The 19,915-nt window shown below is 58.8% G+C and carries 17 protein-coding genes; 9 read left to right on the plus strand and 8 right to left on the minus strand.

Annotated elements, in window-relative coordinates; translation table 11 throughout:
- Positions 1–12: 12 nt before the first annotated feature.
- A complete protein-coding gene (locus K9B32_RS17830) occupies positions 13–591 on the minus strand; it encodes a DedA family protein (RefSeq protein WP_224564510.1) in 579 nt (192 codons plus the stop codon).
- Between the two features lie 211 nt (positions 592–802).
- Between K9B32_RS17830 and K9B32_RS17835 the strand changes: the two genes are divergently transcribed.
- The 6 genes from K9B32_RS17835 (at position 803) to K9B32_RS17860 (ending at position 8,695) form a co-directional block, all read left to right on the plus strand.
- Entirely contained in the window at positions 803–3,877 is a 3,075-nt protein-coding gene (locus tag K9B32_RS17835) for an ATP-binding protein (protein WP_224564512.1), read from the plus strand.
- Positions 3,861–5,075, plus strand: coding sequence for a YcaO-like family protein (locus tag K9B32_RS17840; protein WP_224564514.1), 1,215 nt, complete (start codon positions 3,861–3,863; stop codon positions 5,073–5,075). The genes K9B32_RS17835 and K9B32_RS17840 overlap by 17 nt, the downstream gene beginning before the upstream one ends.
- Before the next feature lie 9 nt (positions 5,076–5,084).
- Positions 5,085–5,840, plus strand: coding sequence for a TfuA-like protein (locus K9B32_RS17845; protein ID WP_224564516.1), 756 nt, complete (start codon positions 5,085–5,087; stop codon positions 5,838–5,840).
- A 40-nt stretch (positions 5,841–5,880) separates the two neighbouring features.
- The gene (locus K9B32_RS17850) at positions 5,881–7,086 is read left to right on the plus strand and encodes a hypothetical protein (RefSeq protein WP_224564518.1); all 1,206 of its coding nucleotides are present in this window, start codon (positions 5,881–5,883) and stop codon (positions 7,084–7,086) included.
- On the plus strand, positions 7,083–7,799 hold the full coding sequence (locus K9B32_RS17855; protein WP_224564520.1) for a hypothetical protein: 717 nt from the start codon (positions 7,083–7,085) through the stop codon (positions 7,797–7,799). The genes K9B32_RS17850 and K9B32_RS17855 overlap by 4 nt, the downstream gene beginning before the upstream one ends.
- Positions 7,800–7,921: 122 nt before the next feature.
- Positions 7,922–8,695, plus strand: a complete 774-nt coding sequence (locus tag K9B32_RS17860) for a pyrroline-5-carboxylate reductase (protein WP_224564522.1) — start codon at positions 7,922–7,924, stop codon at positions 8,693–8,695.
- Here K9B32_RS17860 and K9B32_RS17865 read toward each other — a convergent pair.
- A complete protein-coding gene (locus tag K9B32_RS17865) occupies positions 8,692–9,240 on the minus strand; it encodes a cupin domain-containing protein (protein WP_224564524.1) in 549 nt (182 codons plus the stop codon). The genes K9B32_RS17860 and K9B32_RS17865 overlap by 4 nt on opposite strands.
- 139 nt (positions 9,241–9,379) lie before the next feature.
- Here K9B32_RS17865 and K9B32_RS17870 point away from each other — a divergent pair, with 139 nt between their 5' ends.
- The 3 genes from K9B32_RS17870 to K9B32_RS17880 all read left to right on the plus strand — a co-directional run bounded on the left by K9B32_RS17870 (position 9,380) and on the right by K9B32_RS17880 (position 13,482).
- The gene (locus tag K9B32_RS17870) at positions 9,380–10,714 is read left to right on the plus strand and encodes an aspartate aminotransferase family protein (protein ID WP_224564528.1); all 1,335 of its coding nucleotides are present in this window, start codon (positions 9,380–9,382) and stop codon (positions 10,712–10,714) included.
- Between the two features lie 189 nt (positions 10,715–10,903).
- Positions 10,904–11,581, plus strand: a complete 678-nt coding sequence (locus tag K9B32_RS17875) for a dimethylsulfonioproprionate lyase family protein (protein WP_224564531.1) — start codon at positions 10,904–10,906, stop codon at positions 11,579–11,581.
- 119 nt (positions 11,582–11,700) lie between these two features.
- The gene (locus K9B32_RS17880; RefSeq protein WP_224564534.1) at positions 11,701–13,482 is read left to right on the plus strand and encodes a PAS domain S-box protein; all 1,782 of its coding nucleotides are present in this window, start codon (positions 11,701–11,703) and stop codon (positions 13,480–13,482) included.
- A 1,435-nt stretch (positions 13,483–14,917) separates the two neighbouring features.
- Here the strand turns inward: K9B32_RS17880 and K9B32_RS17885 are convergent.
- From K9B32_RS17885 to K9B32_RS17910, 6 genes are all read right to left on the minus strand, one after another.
- Positions 14,918–15,307, minus strand: coding sequence for a cupin domain-containing protein (locus K9B32_RS17885; RefSeq protein ID WP_224564536.1), 390 nt, complete (start codon positions 15,305–15,307; stop codon positions 14,918–14,920).
- Entirely contained in the window at positions 15,304–16,788 is a 1,485-nt protein-coding gene (locus K9B32_RS17890) for a 4-hydroxyphenylacetate 3-hydroxylase family protein (protein WP_224564538.1), read from the minus strand. Before K9B32_RS17890 ends, K9B32_RS17885 begins: the two co-directional genes overlap by 4 nt.
- 11 nt (positions 16,789–16,799) lie before the next feature.
- Complete coding sequence (locus K9B32_RS17895) at positions 16,800–17,324, minus strand: flavin reductase family protein (RefSeq protein WP_224564540.1); 525 nt, start codon at positions 17,322–17,324, stop codon at positions 16,800–16,802.
- A gap of 85 nt (positions 17,325–17,409) precedes the next feature.
- Positions 17,410–18,117, minus strand: a complete 708-nt coding sequence (locus K9B32_RS17900) for a GntR family transcriptional regulator (RefSeq protein WP_224564542.1) — start codon at positions 18,115–18,117, stop codon at positions 17,410–17,412.
- A 527-nt stretch (positions 18,118–18,644) separates the two neighbouring features.
- Positions 18,645–19,178, minus strand: coding sequence for a GNAT family N-acetyltransferase (locus K9B32_RS17905; protein ID WP_224564544.1), 534 nt, complete (start codon positions 19,176–19,178; stop codon positions 18,645–18,647).
- 128 nt (positions 19,179–19,306) lie between these two features.
- Positions 19,307–19,591: an acylphosphatase gene (locus K9B32_RS17910; protein ID WP_224564548.1), complete on the minus strand. Its 285-nt coding sequence runs from the start codon at positions 19,589–19,591 to the stop codon at positions 19,307–19,309.
- Positions 19,592–19,915 lie beyond the last annotated feature (324 nt).

Below are 19,915 nucleotides of genomic sequence, written 5' to 3' on the forward strand. Positions count from 1 at the left end.
GCCCGCTTCTCCTCAGGCGCCCAGGCGAGCCGACCGTTTCGCCACTGCGCGCCGGAAAACATAGGCACTGACCGGAACAAGGATTGCAACACAGGCCAGCGCGATCAATAAATGCAAGTGGAGCTGCAGCCGTCCGAGCAATACCTCAACTGTCTGTCCGGCGAGGAATCCAATCGCAGTTATCAGGACGCCCCAAATCAGCGCGGCGATCGCGTTGAGTATGACAAACCTCAGCGCCGAAACCGTCGAGACGCCGATTGCAACGGGGCTGATCGTTCGTATGCCGTAGATGAAACGAAAGGCGAGGATGAAGCCCGTGGGGTGCGCTTCGAGCAGCCGCGTCACTCTTTCAATCGGTTTCGATCCAAGCAGCTTCTGGACGTAGGACCACTTCGTGGCGTAGCGACCGGCTAGAAAGAAGAACTGGTCTGCAGCAAATGATCCGAGGCATGCCGCCAACGCGGCCTGCCAGTACGGAATGAGTTGCCTATGGGCGAAAACGCCGCCCAGGAATGCCGCCGTCTCACCTTCGGCTGCGGCTCCGAGAAAAACGGCGAGGACGCCGTACTCACCAATCAGCCTTTCCAGCAATGCCCAACCTCCGGCGGTCCAACGTTGGGCAATCTGCCCTGAATCGCGTCCTGCGGCAACGTCGCCAGGACATCCCAGGGCAGCGGCAAACTGTCTCCCGCGTCACCGGCCAATACCATACACGTCAACACAACGACACACTCGCAACGGGCCAAGAATGTGTTAGCGTTACGGCAGGGCAGCTTTGGGCTAGTGGCCTGGGGGAAGCGCGATGCAGGACAACGATCCGAATAGCGCCAGAAAACCATCGGTCAGGAGCGGCCGGAGGAAACTCCAAGGCGCAAGCAATGCGATCGAGCGACGGATCGTGACCGCGCTCTGTTACGATCTGGTCGATTCAACCGAACTCTTCCACCGTATGGACCTGGAAGATTATCGAGAGTTGATATCGGCGTTTCAGACAGCCGCAAACAAATCAATCGCAGCGTTTTCCGGGGTACTGCGGGTGGAAGCCGGCGATGGCGGCCTCGCCTTGTTTCCGATCGACCTCGGACCACGGGATGCCGCCTCCCTTGCTATTCGTGCCGGCCTGCACATCGTCGAAACCTGCAGGCACATCGGCGAGGCAGCTGGCCGCGCCGATCTGCAAGTTCGCGTTGGCATTGCCACCTCCGTTGCGCTCGTTCAGGGGCTTAAAGCGCAAAGCTGGAGTCATGAGCCCGTTGTCGGTGTGGCACTTGCTCTCGCCACCCGCCTTGAGTCCATCGCCGCTCCCAACACCGTCTTCGTGTCGGACGAGACCTGCAGACTGGCGGGGCGCTCGCATGCATTCTCGTTCGAGGGCATCTGGAATCTGAAGGGATTCGAAGGGCCGGAAAGAGCATGGCGCGCACTCGGCCATAAGAACGACGTAGACAGGTTCTATGCGTTCGGAAGGCTCGGTAGCCCCTTCGTGGGTCGCACAGACGAGCTGGACGCACTTTCGACAGCGTGGAAGAGCGTCTTAGCCGGGAACGGACAGACGATCATCATCGAGGGAGATGCGGGCATCGGAAAATCGCGCCTCCTGCACGAGTTCCGGCGGCTGACACGCGCCGAGCGATCGAAATCCTTCTTCTTTCAATGCGTGCCCGGCGGCTTTCACTCGACGCTCCATCCCTTGGTCAACGGCCTCACCGGCATGCCAGAGACGGGCGGGCAGTCGAAACTGACCGCATCCGCGGTCGCCGGCCGCTTCCGGCGCCACGGCATAAGGGAAGACGACGTCATCGAGGTCTTTGCCTATCTGCTCGGAGCCGAAGGGCGCAGCGAAAGCCTCGCGAGCAGCAATCCCAAGTTGATAAGGGAAAGAGCGCGACATGCTATATCTCGGGCGCTAGAAGCTCTCTCGGAAAGCGGGCCAATTCTGTTGGTAGTCGAGGATATTCACTGGATCGACCCGACCTCGCGGGAGTTTCTGATAGAGGCGGCCCGGATTATCCCGAGGCTGCCGCTTCTTCTCGTCGCTACCACGCGTCCGGGGCCGACCGTGGAATGGCCGGAAGACGCCTATCCGTCCCGATTGCCGCTGCAACCTCTCGATCCGGACGAAACGAGGCGGGCGATCGGGCACAACTGGCCGCAGCACCGACAAGCGGAGTTTTCAGAACTGGTCGAGGTAACGGAGCGAATATCCGGCGGCGTGCCGCTCTTTATCGAGCAGATATGCCAATGGGTATCCGACACCAAGATCGCCGACAATGTCACGATGCCGGAGACCGCCTCGTCAACACATATTTCGGCATTTGAAGAAATTCTCGAGGTGCGGCTTGGCCAATTGGGCCCGATCCGGGATGTGGCGCGCGCCGGCGCCGTTGCCGGCTCCCGCTTCACCTTGCCGCTCCTTCAGAAGCTGCTCCCGGACTATGGCAAGAAGGCGCTGGCGAACGCGGCAGATACGCTGTGCGATACCGGTTTCGTAACGCGCGTAAGAGCTGGCGGGAGCGTTACCTATGGTTTTCGCCACACATTAATCCAGGAGACGATCTACAAGCTGTTGCTTCGGCGGCAAAGCCAAGCCCTTCATCGGCGCCTCTTCGACGCTGTCAGCGAAGACGCCGCAATTGCACCGTGGATCGATGTCGGTTCCCGTGCCGAGCACGCGGAGCGTGCTGGTCTTAAGGAGACGGCCGTGGAACTGTTCATCAAGGCAGGTCAGGAAGCTGCACGTCGCTCGGCCCTGGTCGAAGCCCGCCACCATCTCGAGCATGCCATCTCAATCTGCGACGGTCTGGAGATGGTCGACCGTGTTGATCGACTTCGGCTAGCGGCCGCAACCGCGTTGGGACCAGTGCTTACCGGGGCGGTCGGCTTGAATTCGCCGCCGGCGCGAAAGCTCTACGAGGACGGGGTGGAGATCGCCAATCGCCTGCCGCTGGAAGAGAAGTCGCGATGGTTTCCGATCTACTGGGGTTGGTGGCTGACGGGATCCGATTTTCTGACGATGCATGAGCGCGCAATGGAAGTGCAGGTCATGCTGGCCGGCGTCCAAGACCCTGAAATACGCTTGCAGATGAAGCATTGCATCTGGGCCATCGACTTCAACCTTGGACGTCACAGAGAAACGCAGAATGCGATCAGGGAGGGGCTGGCTCTCTACGACACACAAAGGGCGACAGAAGCACGGACCATTTACGGCGGTCACGATGCACGTGTCTGTGGACTGGGCCAACTGGCCCACTCGCTCTGGATGACAGGCCAAACGCATGAATCGGATCGTGCACTTCAGGACATGATCCGGTTCGTGAACGAGATTTCCCACCTGCCGAGCAAGGCGCACTCTCTCGACGTGGAAGCTGTTGAGGCATTCTATCGTAATGATTACAAACGCTTGGCAACCGTTGCGGCAGAGATGTCTGAATTTTCCAGACAACACGAAATGCAGTCTTTGGCTGGACTTTCGCTTCTGTTCGGCGGCTGGGCCGAGGCTCACCTTGGAAACCTTGCGGGGGGCTATGAAAGGTTCTGCAAGGGGTTTGATCTCCTGGCGGAACTCGGCGCGGTGATTGACCTGCCGATCTATCTATCGATGCAGGCCGCAATGCTGGGCCTTGACGGCAAGGTCGATCGCGCCATCGAGGTGGCCAGCCAAGCGATCCTCAAGGCAAGAGAAACGGGCCACGCCTATTGGCTCGCTGAACTGTACCGGGTTCGCGCCATGCTGCGTGCCCGCGCCGGCGCGATGCGGAATCTCGTCATCGAGGATCTGCGTGTTGCTGCGGAGACTGCCCAGATGCAAGGAGCAATCGCACTCCAGCAGAAAATTAACCAGTCGATCGCGGACCTTGGCCTTGTTGTCGACCGATGAGCCCACTTACGACATTTCACCGAGCGAACTCCTCGGCGAGTTTGCGGCAGCGGTCGCTGCCCACCTCGGCTCATTGTTGTTCGAGGCAGAGGTCGATCTAGCAGACGAGTACCTGCGCAGGCTCCTGCCAATTTGCAGGCACGCAGGAATAACACGCATCGCAGACCTCACTGGCCTCGACCGATTGGGGCTTCCGGTGGCCCAAACGATCCGTCCAAGCGCCCTTTCAGAAGTGACCTCTCTTGGCCGCGGTCGATCCATCACTCATGCCGCGATCGGAGCGATCATGGAGGCGCTTGAGCGCTACCACGCCGAGCTGGTTCCGGCCAAGAGTACCGTTCTTGGAAGTGCGGATGAGCTCGCCATCCCAGAGGGACTGTTCGACCGTCAGCTTGTCAACAGCACCAACCCGGCCTGGCGGCAAACACCAACGCGATGGATCGCAGCCTATGACCTTTGCTCCGGATCGAGGCAGATGGTTCCTCTTGAACTCGTGCACACGCGCTACACTGATCCGCCCCCTGACTTCGATGGGCTTTTCCTGCGCACTACCACCGGGCTTGCATGCCATTCAACATGGCATCAAGCGGCAGCGCACGGTCTCTTCGAGTGCATCGAGCGCGATGCAATTGCCAGGGCGTTCGACACACACGGCTTTTTCGACAGACACCGACTTGCTCCCGAGAGCCTTCGCCCGGCTGTCAGTCGCCTGATCGGATGTCTCGCAGAACACAATATATCGGCCGGGTTGTGGCATGCCCCCTCCCCAACCGGAATTGCCGTCGTCTGGTGCCAGACAATAGAAATCGGCGCCGGACATCCCGTCCTAGCACTGCCGACAGAAGGTTATTCGGCCGGCCAAGACGTCGCACAGGCGGCGGAAACCGCCTTGCGTGAGGCGTTGGCGACCCGTGCCGGAGCCATATCAGGCGCCCGTGACGACCAGACGGCAGGACACTATCATAAGCGTGTTGACGGCATTATTGAAAAGGCCCGGCAACTCATTCTCAATCCAGTTTCTTTCACGCCAGTCGTGGAAAGCCGTCCCGTTTCCACTCTCCAGGATTTGCTCGACCGCGTCGAAGATGCCGAGCTTGGGCCAGTTTTCGCAGTTCCGCTGGGTTCGAATTTCGACGGTCCTGTTCGCTGCGTCAGGATCTTGATCCCTCGCAGCCACCCCTTTTCCATCGTGCGTTAGGAGGTCAAGGTGAACGCGACAGATCAAGCCGGCCCGATACTGGTTTTTCTGGGCCCGACGCTGCGACTGCCGGAAGCGCAAGCCACGCGTGATGCCATCTACCTTCAGCCGGTGGCACAAGGCGACATTCTGCTTGCCGCCCATGCATTTCGCCCGAAAGCCATGGTGATCATCGACGGACAGTTCGAAGATCGTCCGTCTGTGCGGCACAAGGAAATCCTATGGGCGCTCGCGCAGGGGATCGTCGTGATCGGAGCCGCGAGCATGGGAGCGCTTCGGGCAGCGGAGTTGGGCCCATGTGGCATGATCGGCGTCGGACTGATCTTCCGGTGGTATAGACGCTGGATGCTGGCCCCAGACGATGCCGTCGCCGTCCAATCGGGGCCGGCTGAACTGGGCTTTCCACCCGTGACAGACGCCCTCATCGACCTGCAACGAACGTTCTCCAGTCTAATGCGGCTCGGTCATATAAGCATCACGCAACGCAATAGCCTTACCGCAACTGCGCGGCGAATGAATTTTCGGGACCGATCCTTTGATAAGATACTTCGCGCAGAAGGTTGGCGGCGGGAAGAAATCAGTAGACTGCATCATCAACTTGTTCGGCAGAAGAAGATCGACGCATTGTTGGCACTGAAACTTGCGCCCCAACTGGCGGCTGACTTTTCCGGTCGCCGCCCCACCGAAACCTGGGTTGCAACGAATACTTTCATTCGTGATCTCAAAGCCGCCAATATTGACAGAAACTTAATTAATATTTACTAAATAAACGCAAAGTTGTTTCGACCTGTAGGGCGAGGCCAACATGGATTTACACCCGAGTGTTGCGCTGGCCCCTACGGAGGCCGGCACAGGGACGCGCTTCTGGATTTTTCCTCAGCCGCCCTTCATTCCGGGCTACGAGCAACCAGATCGCGTCTGGCTCTCAATTCTACCTGATGAGATTTCCGGGGGGCCGAGCGATGCCCTGATGTATGTGGCAGATCCGCTCTACAGCAAGCAGCCCTATGGCATGTCGCGCCTGCCGCCCTTCGACGGCATCCGGCGCCCGCCAGTGCAAGCAGGCGCCGACCGCCATTTCGACAGCCTCGACCCGCGATCGCGACCCTATCTCGGCGTGCACGCCTATGCCTGTATCCATCGCGTGCTCGACATCTGGCAGAGCTATATTGGCCATCCGATCCGCTGGTTCTTCGATGGCACAATCCCCAGACTGGAAATCGTTCCCTTCGTCGAATGGGACAATGCCCAGGCAGGTTATGGCTTTTTAGAACTTGGCTGCTCGCACGCAGGTGGTTCGCCGAGGCCCTACGCTCTGAATTTCGACGCGATCGCCCATGAGGTTGGCCACCTCATAATCTTCTCGGAGATGGGCCTTCCCCTTGGCGCATCGCGCGACAGCGACTACTTCCCCTTCTCGGAAGGATTTTCCGACTGCGTGTCGCTGATCTCCTTCCTCTCTTTCGATTCCGCTATTGACCGCCTGCTGCGGCGGACGAGAGGCAATCTGCTGCTCTACAACGAGCTAAACCGTTTCGCCGAAACCAGTCCTGAAACACAGATACGCCTGGCAACCAACTTCAGGCGCATGTCGGAAGTTACGCGCGAGCCGCACGATCGGGCGTTGCCCTTTGTGGGGGCGGTCTTCGACAGCATTGTCGACCTCTATCATTACAACCTTGTCTCGCAGGGGTGTGCGGCGCCACGTCTCCTGGACGTGGATCTCAGAGAACTGACGCTTGATCAATTCGATGAGTTTAGAGCGTTGACGTCCGAATGCTTCCGCGCTCGCCCATTGCTATTCAAGTTGGCGCTAGAGAAGGCCCGCGATGACATTGGGCGTGCGCTGGGGGCATCGTTGAGGGCGCTGGACTCACCGACGTTGACTTTCGGCGGCGCAGCACGGGCGATCATCGATGCTGCAGAGGGCGAAGCTGCGGCGCGACTGGAAGAGAATTTTGCATGGCGTGAAATCACTGCATCAAGATTAGCCGAAAGGAAACAGCTATGAGTTGCTATGACCATCCTGCAGTCGGGGACAATCCAAAGCTAAAGACCCCGCAGTCTTACGAGAGCTTCAACCCGGGAGAGGTCCGATTGTACGGTCGACCAGCGGCTTCGCAGCCCAAAGCCCCTATTGAGCTTGGGGAAGATGTAGTGAAAGCCAGGGAGGCATTGGAACGTGATGAAAAATTTCAAGAATTTGTTAGTCGAATCCCCGGACCAATCGACGGTTGGCTCGACCGATTAAGAAGAGCCATCGAAGAAAAGTACCGCAAGGACGGCGCGTATCTAGTCGCCGAGATCGACAAACACATAACGCTCGCAATAGACAGCGGCGAGGAATATCAGACACTTCCGCTCGAATTGTCGGGCATATCACGTTTCGTCCGGGCGGACGGCGGAAAATATATTAAGAGCATCGGTGTAATCTATGGCTATGCCTATGAAGGGCATTGCTACAAACTGCCGAAACCCCAGATCATGTTTCTGCCAACGGCACCCTGTACTATTGCCACCGACAAATGCGCCTACGATTGCGGCTATTCCGCTGAACTCGGCTATGCAGTTTGGCAGGTCGACAAGCTGGATCAAGTGATTGCATTGGACATTCGTGCGGACGACGTCAAGACGCTTGTCCTTGACGAGAATATGCCAGGGAACCGCTCACCTCAGGCTTATTCGCACTCCATGTCCTTGGCACCCATGCGCCCGCGAGAATAATCCTTGGCCAGTTCCCCGGACGGCCCACATCGCCTTGTAACCCCCGGCGTGAAACGCTATCCCCTTTGCGGAGAGTTCGCGCGGCCAAGGTCGCGCGTACCGGCTGATAGCGGAGGTGCGGCATGCAGAAAATCGGCTTCATCGGAACCGGTGCCATTGCCGACGCCATGGTCAGCGGCCTGCTGGCCAAGCCTGCCGCCGTTTCGCAGGTGACGATTTCGCCCCGCAACGCCCAAATCGCCCAGCGCTTGGCGGCCGACTTTGCCGAAATCACTGTCGCCGTCGACAACCAGGCGGTCATCGACGCGAGCGACATGGTTGTCCTGGCGGTGCGGCCACAGATTGCGCAGGAGGTCCTGAGCGGACTTACGTTCCGAAAGGGTCAGTCCGTTCTCAGCGTCATTGCAGCAACCGACCGCAAAACGCTTCTCGACTGGATCGGTGCAGATGTTCACCTCGTACAGGCCATTCCATTGCCCTTCGTCGCCGATCGCGATGGGGTGACTGCCGTCTTCCCGCCGGACCCTCCCGTTGCGGCGCTCTTTTCCGTGCTTGGCACCGCGGTCGAATGCGAGACCAAGGAGGAGTACGACCTTTTGGCCGCCGCCAGCTCGCTGATGTCCACTGTCCTTGGAATCATGGATGTCTCGGCGGCCTGGCTGGAACAGCGCGGCCTCGCCAAAGGCAAGGGGCGCGCCTTTATCGCGCCGCTGTTTGCGAGCCTTTCGCAAACGGCGCTGCGCTCCGACACCGTTCCGCTCGAAGAACTCAGCGGCGAGTTCGCGACAAAGGGCGGCCTGAACGAACAGGTTCTGTCCGATTTTCAGAATAACGGCGGGCGCGATGCCCTGGTCCTGGCGCTTGACCGTGTTCTGGCGAGGATACAAGGCGCCTAGAAGGTCGGAGGCGTACAGGCGCTGATGACCTCGCACGCGACCGGTCCGACGCATCGGAACCGATGCGGTCGGCGGCTTTCGAAATAATAGGCGTCGCCCGGCCCAAGGATCCGGCGCTCGTCGTCGAGCGTCACTTCGAGCCGGCCGGAGAGGATGATCCCACCCTCTTCTCCCTCGTGAACGAGGGGAACCTTGCCAGTGTCTGAGCCTGGCTGATAACACTCCTTCAGAATCTGCAGGCTGCGGCCAAACAGACTTTCTCCTACCTGCCGATAGGAGATTGCCCCCTTCCCGATCTCGACGAGTTCTTCGGCTGCATAAAATGCCTTTCGCGGCCGCTCCGGTTCGAACGCGAAGAACTCCGCCAGTCCGATGGGAATGCCATCAAGGATGCGCTTCAGCGCGCCGACGGAGGGGTTGGAGGAATTCGATTCGATCAAAGATATGGTCGAATTCGTGACACCGGCGCGCTTGGCGAGCTCGCGTTGGGAGAGATTGTGCATCATCCTCAGATGACGGAGACGATTGCCGATATCGACTGACATGGCGTGTTTAACCTGTTGCGAATATCAAACATATTCGTCTCACACACATAAATTTCAAGTGCTTATGCGCGCACAGAAAAGGACTTGTCCATCGGCGTAAATCACTCAACATTCTTCAAACTCAACGGAGAATATAGTGATGGACCAGGTGAGCATGTCGAACCGACTTTCTCTCGAGAATTTCTGGATGCCGTTTACCGCAAACCGCCAATTCAAGGCCGCTCCCCGGCTGCTCGCCTCGGCTGAAGGCATGTATTACACCGATGTCGACGGCAACAAGGTGCTGGACGGCACGGCCGGCCTCTGGTGCGTGAATGCCGGTCACGGTCGAAAGCGCGTTGCGCACGCCGTTGCCCGCCAGTTGCAGACGATGGACTTCGCTCCGACGTTTCAGATCGGCCATCCCGTCGCATTCGACTTTGCCGAGAAGCTCGCAAAGATTGCGCCGGGCGGGCCGGCCGCAAAACTCGATCGTGTGTTCTTCACCGGCTCCGGCTCGGAGTCGGTTGATACGGCGTTGAAAATCGCAATCGCTTATCAGCGCGCCATCGGCCAGGGCACCCGCACCCGCATCATCGGTCGCGAGAAGGGTTATCACGGCGTTGGCTTCGGCGGCATCTCTGTCGGCGGGCTCGTCAACAATCGTCGGGTCTTTCCGCAGATTCCCGCAGACCATATGCGCCATACCCTCGACATCGAGCGCAATGGTTTCTCGAAGGGGCTCCCGCGGCATGGCGTCGAGCTCGCGGACGACCTGGAACGCCTGGTCGCGTTACATGGCGCGGAAACCATCGCCGCGGTCATCGTCGAGCCGATGTCTGGATCGGCAGGCGTCATCCTGCCGCCGGCGGGATATTTGGAGCGCCTGCGCGCCATTGCCGACAAGCATGGCATTCTCCTGATCTTCGACGAGGTCATCACCGGGTTCGGCCGGCTGGGCACGCCATTCGCGACCGACTATTTCGGTGTCGTCCCCGATCTCGTGACCACTGCCAAGGGCCTGACGAACGGCGCCATCCCGATGGGAGCGGTCTTTGCCAGCCGAAAAGTCTACGACGCATTGATGGTCGGACCGGAAAACCAGATCGAGCTCTTCCACGGCTACACCTACTCCGGTCACCCGGTTGCCAGTGCCGCGGGCATCGCGACTTTGGAAATCTATGAGGAGGAAGGGCTGCTGACCCGGGCCGCATCCCTGGCCGACACGTGGCAGGACGCTCTTCACTCCCTGAAGGGGCTGCCGCACGTTGCCGACATCCGCAACCTCGGCCTTGTCGGTGCCGTGGAACTTGCGTCACGCGACGGCGCACCAGGGACACGCGCCTACGACGTCTTCGTGGACTGCTTCCGGAAGGGGCTGCTCATTCGCGTCACCGGCGACATTATCGCGCTGTCGCCGCCGCTGATCATTGAGACGGGCGAAATTGAAAGGATCGTCTCCATTCTGGCAGATGCCTTGACGCGCGCGGTATAGCAGTCCGAACAGTTTCTGTTTGGCGACCAACAGCCAAACAGAAACACAACGCGTTCGCTCGTCGAGAGTTCTGCCATCCGCCTGTCGGCATCGCGCCAACTATCGTCGGAAAAGGCGCTTCGAATAGTTTGCTTTTTGATCCCGCCGGGATAAGGATCCCCTGGTGTGACCAAGGAGTTTTCCACATCGATGTCCAAACCCCGATTGAGACGGGAGGCAGATCTCCTTCTGCATCGTGGGACCAGGGCTGCCAGCGGCGACTATCCTGTGAGCCGCGCGCGCAGGCCTGCCGCCGTGCAACGTCTGATCGGCGCGTTGGGCAACATCATGCTGTCCGACGCCGCTCCATTCATGGAAAAATTCGTTGCTGGGAAGGTGTTCCACCTCCTGCAGGAGCCGGGCGCAATCGCAACGAAGCCAGCCACGCCTGTGCCCTTGGGGCCTCAGTTGCAGTTTGCACTGCGCAATTTGGCCTCGAAGGGTGAGCCTTTCGCCGAAGTTGCGGCTGCCATCAACGATGTTGCCAGGAGCCTCGAATGGGTTGCGAGCAAGACCGGCCCATTTGCCAGCATCAACATCGAGCATACACATGCGCATGCGGTGGTGGCGGGCATATCGGGCGTGGAGGAACGAGGCGACGTGGCTCTTGGCCTAACGATAATGGCGCCCTACAGCCGCTTCCCAGATCATATTCAGTATCGCTCCCGCGTTTTTCTGGCACTATCCGACTGCGAGTTCTCTTGTGACGACAGGGGCTGGCAGCGCGCTTCCATCGGCTCGATTTTCTTCAACGAAGCGGGCCACAACGTCGCGATGCGGTGCACCGCGCGACCTCTTCTAGCGGCTTGGTGTCACGTCGAGAGATAGCTTTGCGCCTCCCTGATTTGCCTCTTGACGTTTGCGCGCCAAACTTTTGAATTGCAAAGGCCATTCTAGGGAGGACGAAGCTCCTGCGCAGCAACGACACATATCGCAAGTCAGGCGAGATGGCCGATCGCATTTATGGCGGTGACTGGGAATCAAGCGCTCTAGGCCCGCCCTCCTCGTGGCCACTCTGCTTGAAGTCGGCCATTGACATCATGCTGCCTGCCAAAGCTCAGATTGTCATCTTCTGGGGCCAGGATTTCGTCGCCTTTTATAACGATGCCTATGCGCCCACCATCGGGAGCAAGCATCCTCGGGCCCTCGGCCGCCCGGCCCGCGAAAACTGGAGCGAATTGTGGGGCGATCTGGAACCGCTCCTGCGGCGGGTCCTTGACGACGGCGAAACGGTGGTCGCCAAGGACCGTGCATTCTATATCGAGCGTCACGGCTATCCCGAGACTGTTCACTTCGACCTTTCCTACTCACCGATCCGGGACGAGGAAGGCAAGGTCGGCGGCGTCTTCTGCATTGTCAGTGAGACCACCGAACGCGTTAAGTTTGAAACCGTATTGCGGGAGAGCGAGGAGCGGTTTCGTGCAATATTTTCGCAGACAGCAGCCGGTATCGGCCAGTCGGATCTCGCCGGGCGTCTCCTCCTCGTTAACAGCCGTTTCTGCGAAATCGTCGGCTACACGGAAGCCGAGCTTCAGAAGATGCGCGTGCAGGACATCACATTTCCCAGGGATCTGGACGACTATGTCCGATCGTTCAGGACAATGTTGGAAACCGGCGAGAGCTTTGACATAGAGAAGCGCTATGTGCGCAAGGACGGCAGCCTCGTTTGGGTGGCGAATTCCGTCTCACCCCTTCGCGACACGAACGGAGCGATACGGCAAGCTGTCGCCGTTGTCGTCGATATCACCGAACGAAAGCGCGCTCAGGAAGTGGAGCGTCGCCTTGCCGCAATCATTGCCTCGTCCGACGACGCCATTCTCGGCACCGACCTGAACATGAGGATCACGAGCTGGAACATCGGAGCTGAGAAGCTCTATGGCTATTCGGCCGAGGAAGCGATCGGCCACTCAGTCATGCTTCTGGTTCCTGATGACAGAATTGAAGAGGAGCCGGCAATCATTCGGCAGATCAATGCCGGTCTAAGGGTCGATCCCTATGAGACCAAGCGGCGACGCAAGGATGGCCGGCTGGTCGACGTCCTGCTCAGCGTTTCACCTATCTTCGACGCTTATGGCAGGATCGTCGGGGCTTCAAAAATAGCGCACGACATCAGCGCCCGAAAGGAGGCCGAGCGGCTCCAGGCCGTTCTCGTCGGCGAACTCAATCATCGTGTGAAGAACGTGCTCGCAACGGTGATGGCCATCGCGCGACAGACGCTCGGGCGGGAGAAAGCAAACCGAGCGGGCGTGGACGCATTCGAGGCTCGTCTTGCCTTGATGTCGAGGGCGAACGATCTCCTGACGCACGGCAACTGGGAGCAAGCAGAACTAGAGACGGTCGTCCGACAATCACTTTCTCCCTATCAACAGGACAGGTTTTCGATCTCTGGCCCGAGCATTCAACTTGCGCCGCGCGCCGTCGTGTCGATTTCGCTGGCGCTGCACGAACTGGCAACAAATGCCGCCAAGTATGGAGCCCTGTCCACACCAGAAGGTCGCGTCTCGATTGAATGGTCGTTCGAAAGGAATGAACATGCCAGGCTGCGACTGCAATGGCGGGAAACGGGAGGACCGACCGTCACTCAGCCCTCGCGCAAAGGCTTCGGCTCACGCCTGATAGAAAGCCTGCTGGCGGCCGAATTGAAAGGTGAGGTAACGATCACTTACGACCCAGCGGGGGTGGTCTGTGTGGTCGATGCCCCTATGGGCGGTGGATGGGATCACAGTTAAATCTCCGCAGTGACATCTGCGCTGGCGGCTCGTTCACGATGACGCTTGATACCGTGAGGGGGAAGACCAGAAAGAACGCGTGTTATCAACATTCTCAGAGGCTACTTTCCAGCCGACCTAGCGGTCAAGGACAACTATCCGTAGACCTCGCGACGCTCTCGGGTCACTTGGCCACAAGTCTTCGAGGTAGGGGCAGATTTGGCGGCATTCATTACCGAGGCGAGTATGGAGGCCCCCCTTACTGCGCCTATTTCCGTGATCCGGAAAGCGACCAGTTCCTGGTCTACCGTGCAGGTTCGGACGAGATTTAGACGTCGTAGACACGACGGGAGGCGTGAAACAATCACGTCTCCTTACACCCGCCGCAGGCGGCTAGCGCCGATCAGCGCTACCACGCAGTGCGCGCTGTGCCCAACGCGAACGTGTTCATCGACGAAACATGGGCTACATGGGGCTTCACCGACACGACACAATTGCCCGGACAGCTAAGTTTATGGTCTGCTAGGTGTTTAAGCAGTTCCTCGACGTTGCGCTTCGCGGTAAGCGGAAATGTAAAGGTCATCCAAGTTCCTCCAAACAGCAGACTTCGTCAGCCATTTAAGGTTTGAATTCTCCCGCACCGCAACAAGAATTTTTTAATGAAATAACTAAAATCGATTAGAATTTGAATTCAATATTTTAAAATCGATTTAAGAACTCTTGGACCTGAGAAGCGACCAACTCAACCGCACCACGGTCGCGGCGCAGGCGGGCATCTGGCTCCGCTGCACACGAACGGCACAGCCAGACCCTCGCCAATCAAGATGTTGCTGACATCCTGCCCTCCTGCATAAAGAACTGCACAGAAGCGACCATAATTGCATCTGTCAGTTCCTTCGCTCCCTGGAGTGCACGCGCAAGGTACCCCTTGTGAGTCTGAGCGACCCGGCGGCCACCAATTCCTTGAGACGAGCCGTTGCACGGTCCCCGAGTTCCTTTTCAGATGTACAGCGCGGACTGAAAACCTCGGGCACGTTGTAGCCGACGAGCCGGGTACCGTTGATTTCGCCTTGGACATGGATCGTATCGCCATCGGTGACCGTGAACCTCGATGACGCAAATTCGTTCCTGGCCGATGACGGCAATGCACTTACCGCATCGAACTTGCTTCCGCTGACAAGCTGAACGCAAGCAATTGCAGCCAGGACCACCAATGCGGCCAGGAACCTCTTTTCGCTCCAACTCAGACGATACGACCGCCGCCTGGTAAACCTCGGTCGAAGGTAGCTGGGCGAACGGCGATGGCTGGACGGTGGCTTGCGAGGTTGAAATTGGACGACATTGGAGCGATTTCCGAGAGCCTCGAAGACCTTTCTCCGGGGTCACATGTGGTGATTGCGCATAGTGCGTGTCGCGGTCGGAACGGTCATCCTCGCTCTGATCAACTTTCAGCCGTTCAAGACGGTGTCTCATAATAGTGAATCTCCAGCAGCAAGCAGCCGGTCTCCGACATGAACGGACCGTGCAAGACACCGGGGGGACGGCATGCATAGGTATGGGCCGGAAAGGACGTCGTTTGCGTGAGCGGGTCGCCGACGACGAGATCACCTTCGAGTAGGTAGACTTCTTCCCAGTAGTCGTGCACGAACGGCATTTCGGTCCGCGCCTTCGGTAGGAAGCGGAGCAGTCTCGTCCGGTTGCCTTTGCCGTTCACTTCATCAAGCCGTCCTGCAAGAATCTTCTGCTCTATTCCGGACGGATAGCCCGGAGGGACATGCCAGCCCCCTGCCATGTCCACCCGATGGAATTCCCTGTGTTCCTTGAGTGTATAGAGGGGCGTGGTCATGCCGCCACCGCCGCATCGGCGCTAAGTTCGTTTTCGAGCGAATAGGAGTCGAGCATCTGATCGACTAATCTTGTGCCCGAATGCCAGTCGAAGGTGCGGTAGCTGTGGCTCCTGGTCACAAAGTTCGCGCCCGCATAGAACATCTCATATTGGGTATGTCTGGAGGCGAATTCGGAGCCGATCGCATCCCAGGCCAGTTTAAAGAGCTTCACCCTGCCTTCGGCGCTCGTGGCAGGCGATTGTTGTGTTTTTTCGATCAGGCTTCTCAACTGTGGATCGACGAAGTCGTCGATGCTGGAGGGTAGCATGATCAGTCCGCCTCCCGCCAATTCGCGGAGCGACGAAATGACCTCCGGGTATAGCCTCTGGGTGAGCACTTGGGCCGAATAGAGGGTGTGGGCATCCGGAACGAAATACCGGCCGCGGCTTTGCCCCTTGACTTCCATGGCGTGCACGAGTGCATCGACCATTGCGCTTTGGGCGGCGAGCATGCCGAGCATTTCGCGTACCTGCGGGAAATTGAGGATGCCGTTGGTCTCTGCGATGCGGTGCGCCAGTCCCAGCAGGAAGCGCATCTTCACCATCAAGCGGATTTGCGCCTGGTAGTTCTGCATCACGTGGGCGGGAGTGGCATGAAACTGCCTCTGGCACAGGCGGATGTCCTGGTTCACGAAAACCCGATCCCACGGCACCTTGACGTCATCGAAATAAAGAACCGCGTCATTCTCGTCGAAGCGACTGGCAAGCGGATTGTCGAAGACACTTACGGCATGTTCCTCGTAGGATTTGCGTGACATGATCTTCAGTCCGCATGCATTCATCGGGATCGCGAAGGACACCGCATAGGGCTCGTCGCCGTCCGAAAGGGGCTGTATGCAGGTGACGAAGACCTCGTTGGCCATGATACCGCCCGTAGCCAGCATCTTCGCGCCGCGGATCGTCAAACCTTCGGCGTCCTCGTCGACGACGCCCGCGGTCAAGGTGCGATCCTGCTGCAGGCTCGCGGTCTTGGACCGGTCCGCCTGCGGGTTGATGATCACGTAGGTCAGGTAAAGGTCGTTGTCGCGGGCATGACGATAGTAGTCCGCCAGCGCAGCGGCGCGTTGCTCATCATAATCTTGGAAAACCTCGATCCCCATCATCATGCCCGAAAGACACGAGGCCACGTGATCCGGGGCGCGGCCGAGAAAACCGCAATGCAATGTCGCCCAGGTTTCCAACGCCCTGCGGCGCTCCACCAATTCGGCATAATCGCCCGGCATCTGCCAGATGCGGCTCGCGCGAGCGCCGCCATCCCCCGTGTCGAATGTCATGAGAGACCGGTTCTCTTCGGCGCCTTGGAAATCGTAAAGCCGCGCCACCGAGCGGATGGTTTCGCGGAAGGCCGGATGCGCAGTGACATCACCCGCAAGCTGGCCATTTATGAACACCTGTCTGCCGTCACGCAGGGTTTCGCTATGCTGTGCACCCGTCTTCAACATGACTTCCCCCTTTAGTAGTGCATGGCCAGTGGCCAAGACGCCTCGTTGCGAAATGCATCTTCCAGAGCGGCATACCGCCCCTTGCTAAACACCAGTGGTCTTCGGTCGCCGAATGATTGAAACGACTCCACCAGGCCGATGAAAAGCAGGTGGTCACCGCCCTCATGGACGGCCCAGCGCGCGCAATGAAACAGCGCCGCGGCTCCCGGAAGGTCAACGCCGCACCCGGAATCCATGTGGCAGACGATTCCTTCCCATTTGTTGGTCAGCGCCCGGGAGAAGCGGTTCGACAGGTCCTCCTGGTTCTCCGAAAGGACGTTGACCGTGAATCCCTCCGCCCGCCTCCACAGTGGAAGGCTCGCGGCACGACGATCGATGCTGAACAGGATCAATGGCGGATCAAGGGAAAGCGAATTGAAGGAGCTGATCGTCACGCCGAGTTTGTCCGCGCCGATCATGCTCGTGACCACGCATACTCCGGTTGGAAATTGCCCTAACGCCTGCCTGAATGCACGTACGTTGAAGACTGGCTCCATGTCCGAACCCTCGATGCCATTGATCTATCCGATGTTCAATCCTGTGCTATCCGCTTCCTATGTTGCTCTCGCAAAAGGAGAGCCGTTATCCCACTTGTCGCGGGTTGGACAACCGGTGGCAGAATATGGGTGCCTGCAATGCCACCAGCGTCTTGGCCAGATGTTCGCCGACCGCGGCAACCGCTTGGTCCGACTGCGAGGCGCGAATGGCCTGCGCGATCGCGCGGTGTTCAGTGAAAACCTCATCGATGCGGCTGCCGACGGAAATGGCATGCACGCCCATTCGAACCTGCCGATCTCGAAGGCTCTCGTAAAAACTCGCGAGAACGGGGTTTCCTGCGGCCGCCACGATCGTACGGTGGAAATCCCGGTCGCGCTCGATGAAGGCGACGGGGTCGTTCCGAACCTCCTCCTGCTTGGCGATCAGTCGATCCAGTTCGTCGGCCACGACCTCGCCAAACCTGCTCGCTTGCCGCACACACCATTCTTCCACAAGCCGGCGCGCTTGCATGATTGCCTCAACGTCGGCCTCCGTGATCGGCGGAATATATGCACCCTTCTTGGGGACAATCTTCAACAAGCCATCCGCTTCAAGCCTCAGGAAGGCTTCCCTAACGGGCGTGCGTGACACGCCCGTTTCCCGGCAAACCTGCGACTCGGTCATGAACGTTGTCTCGCTGCGCGGCAAAGTCAGCACGTGCCGCTTCAGCCAGGCATAGACGACGTCTTGCGCGGCATCTGGGCGCTGGCCGCGCGCAGCAACATCCGAAACATCGATTACTGTCATAGGCATGTTGTATACATGTTGCACATCAGAATGTCAATCGCGCTTACTGCCTCAACCGGGGCGGTAGGTTGTGCTCAGGGCCAAGGTGAGATGGCTGTCAAACCTATTTCGCATCGCCCCTTCCCAATAGCCTTTGAACGACGCCGACTCTCCTTGACGGTCGTGGCATAGCCGCGAGGGGGTGACCCAATTGGGGTCCGCTTGTGGCGCAGAGCGGCCGGCCTCTTGCGATGAGGTGGAGTGAGCCTGCAGTAGCCGTCCAGCTTGACGTTTGGTGGGGTAGCGGATCGGTTGTCGCTTACTCCGGCAAATCTGAAATCGGATCTCGTCGCAACGAATGATCCGTCGAAAAGCTGCAATTCACGGATGAGTTGCTGCCGGACTGTAAAAAGCGAAACCCTTGGCGGGCGGATTGCCCGGGACCCTAATACCAACCAGAAGCGGGTAACAGCTTTCGCGGAAACGAGGCGACGGATGTCAGTAAGCCAAAGTTTGAGGGCGGCGCGCGGAAGTCAAAGTCCACGAGCCGATCTTCAGCGCTGCGCACCGTTCTCACCATCCAGTGAAGTGGGTCGCTTCATAAAGACCTCAGTGTGCCTGATGGCGTCAGGAATGTCGCGGAACGGTGGGCAGCGCTTAAAGCTGAAAGCTTCGTATAGCGACAACGCGCTCTTCATGTAGACGGTCGTATGCACCAGCAGCATCGTGCTCGTCCCCTTGCCAGCCTCGGCCAGGACTTCTTGCAGCAGTGCCTTTCCGATACCACGCCCCCTGAACGCGGGGTCTACATAGAATTTGTGGATTTCGGAGGCGGTCTCGTCGAAGGGTTCGAGCGCAATGCAGCCGGCAGGCTCGCCATCCCATCTGGCTAACATGAACGGCGCGTCTGCCACACTGTATCTCGCGGCCAACGCTTCATCATCCTCGTCATGAAAAAAGGATACAACCACCTCGGGAGGGATATCATAGGCGCGACAGGCCTCGGCATCCCAAGCGCCAAAGGCCCTACACAATTCACCGCCAATGGTGAAATCCTTGGCAGTGCATACTCTCGAAATCGACAGCATTTCTCGTGTCTCCAAAAAGTTAAGACCCCTGCCACCGAGGCCCTCTGGCTCGGTTGCGGCGTTCCCCGTCCATCTCACAGGCCACCTCCCCATGCGCTGAACCACCTCTTCGCCTTCAGTCGGCGTAGCTACGCTGTGATCTGGAACCCGGAGGGTATGGCCTCAGGAGATGCCACTTCCACTTCGACAGCAACGACCGACGCGCCGGGCGGTCCTTTCCAGAATTCCTTCAACATCGCTGAGACGGCCGTCTCCGGGCCGGCGATGAGCGCTTTCACGGATCCATCATCTTCGTTGCGGACCCAGCCCACCAGACCGAGCTGTTCAGCCCGGGCGCGTGTCCAGACGCGAAAACTGACGCCCTGGACCCGACCGGATATCCGCACCAACGCTGCCTTCCGATCCTTCCCCATGCTCGTCTCCATTCGCATGCCTTGTAGGCAATCTGGAACACTGGGAGAGAATTCAAGCACGGTCTGTCCCGAAGCATCCGGCAATCACCAAGCGTCACCAAGACATCGCGCGATTTCAACGCCATATCCCCTCTCGACGCTGGCACAAATCAAACGGCGCGCTATACTCATAATTGCATCAACGTGAAGGGATCTCGATCATGCGCAGGCTTATCGCAGTGACTTCAGTCCTACTCCTCAGTTTCGCCGGTTCAGCCTTTGCGCAAGCGAATATGGGCATGGATAGCAGCGGCCGCTTCGACGGTTCACCGCCGCTCGGGACTT

This window comes from Rhizobium sp. 3T7 (genome assembly GCF_020166565.1).
Classification (GTDB): Bacteria; Pseudomonadota; Alphaproteobacteria; order Rhizobiales; family Rhizobiaceae; genus Rhizobium.